Origin of the sequence: Calidithermus chliarophilus DSM 9957, assembly GCF_000430045.1 — a bacterium.
In the GTDB taxonomy this organism is placed as follows: Bacteria; Deinococcota; Deinococci; order Deinococcales; family Thermaceae; genus Calidithermus; species Calidithermus chliarophilus.
The window spans coordinates 3,077,689-3,078,840 of the sequence record NZ_KE387023.1 but is presented as its reverse complement, the minus strand read 5'-3'; the positions used below and the strand labels follow the sequence as shown (position 1 = coordinate 3,078,840).

Here is a 1,152-nt window from a genome sequence, read left to right as displayed (position 1 = left end):
AATGGCCGCGAAGGGCACCCCCGCCAAGAGGGCGGCGGTGGCGGCGGCGAGGGCGTTGGCGATGTTGTGGCGGCCGGGCACCTGCAGCTCGAGCGGCCCCAGCACCTGCCCCTGCCACACCAGGTCGAAGCGGCTGCCGAAGGGCAGGAGTTCGACGTTCGCGGCGTGGCAGTCGCCGTGCTCGAGCCCGAAGCTGTAGCGCTCGGTCCCGGCGGTGAGGGCCTTCAGGTGGGCCCACTCGGCGTTGTAGACCACCTTGGCCGCGTTGCGGGCGAAGGTGCGCACGGCCTCCTTGAGGCTGGCGAAGGACTCGTGGTAGTTGGGGCGCGGGCGGCCGTCGGGGGAGATGTGGTCGGCCTCGAGGTTGGTGATCACCGCGACGTCGAGTTCCAGGTGCTGGAACAGCGGGTCCGACTCGTCGACCTCGGCCACGATGGGCCCGTCGCCGATGCGGTAGTTGCCGCCGATGGCGGCGAAGTCGGCGCCCAGGACCACGGTGGGGTCGCGGCCGGCGCCCAGCAGGATCTGGGCCAGCATGGCGCTGGTGGAGGTCTTGCCGTGCGAGCCGGTCACGCCCAGGCTGGTGCCCCGGCCCATGACCTCCCCCAGCAGCTCGATGCGCCGCAGCACCGGGATCCGGCGGCGGCGGGCCTCGGCCAGCTCGGGCTCGTCCTCGCCAATGGCGGTGGAGGCTACGAGCACGTCCACGCCCTCCAGGTGCTCCGGCGCGTGCCCCTCGAGGACCGCGATGCCCCTGCGCTCGAGGCGGGCGGTGCGCTCGGAGAGGTGCTGGTCGCAGCCCGAGACCCGGTGCCCCTGGTGCTGCAGGATCTCGGCCAGCGCGGAGACGCTGATCCCGCCGATGCCCATGAGGTGGTAGTGGCGGGTGCTCACCGGGCGACCTCCAGCACGAGTTCGGCGAGCCGCTGGGCGGCTCCGGCGGGGGAGAGGGGGGCGAGGGCGTTCTTCATGGCGGGGGCCTGGGTGATGAGCTGCTCCAGCTTGGCCTGAAACTGCTCCCAGCCGTCCAGGATAACCGAAGCGCCCCGCTCGGCATAGAAGCCGGCGTTGGCCCACTGCGCCCCGCCGTCGAGGTCGCGCGGCAGGGGCACGAGCAGGCTGGGCACCCCGTGGAAGGCGGCCTCGGCCAAA

At 72.8% G+C, this 1,152-nt stretch carries 2 protein-coding genes; both read right to left on the bottom strand.

All coding sequences use genetic code 11. The features are described 5' to 3' along the window. Positions 1-894, bottom strand: an 894-nt coding sequence (locus tag MEICH_RS0114870) for a Mur ligase domain-containing protein (protein WP_051304181.1), incomplete at its 3' end; no start/stop codon positions are given. Then, positions 891-1,152: glycosyltransferase (locus MEICH_RS0114865; protein WP_275052621.1), on the bottom strand; the 262-nt coding region annotated here is incomplete at its 5' end. The genes MEICH_RS0114865 and MEICH_RS0114870, both read right to left, overlap by 4 nt.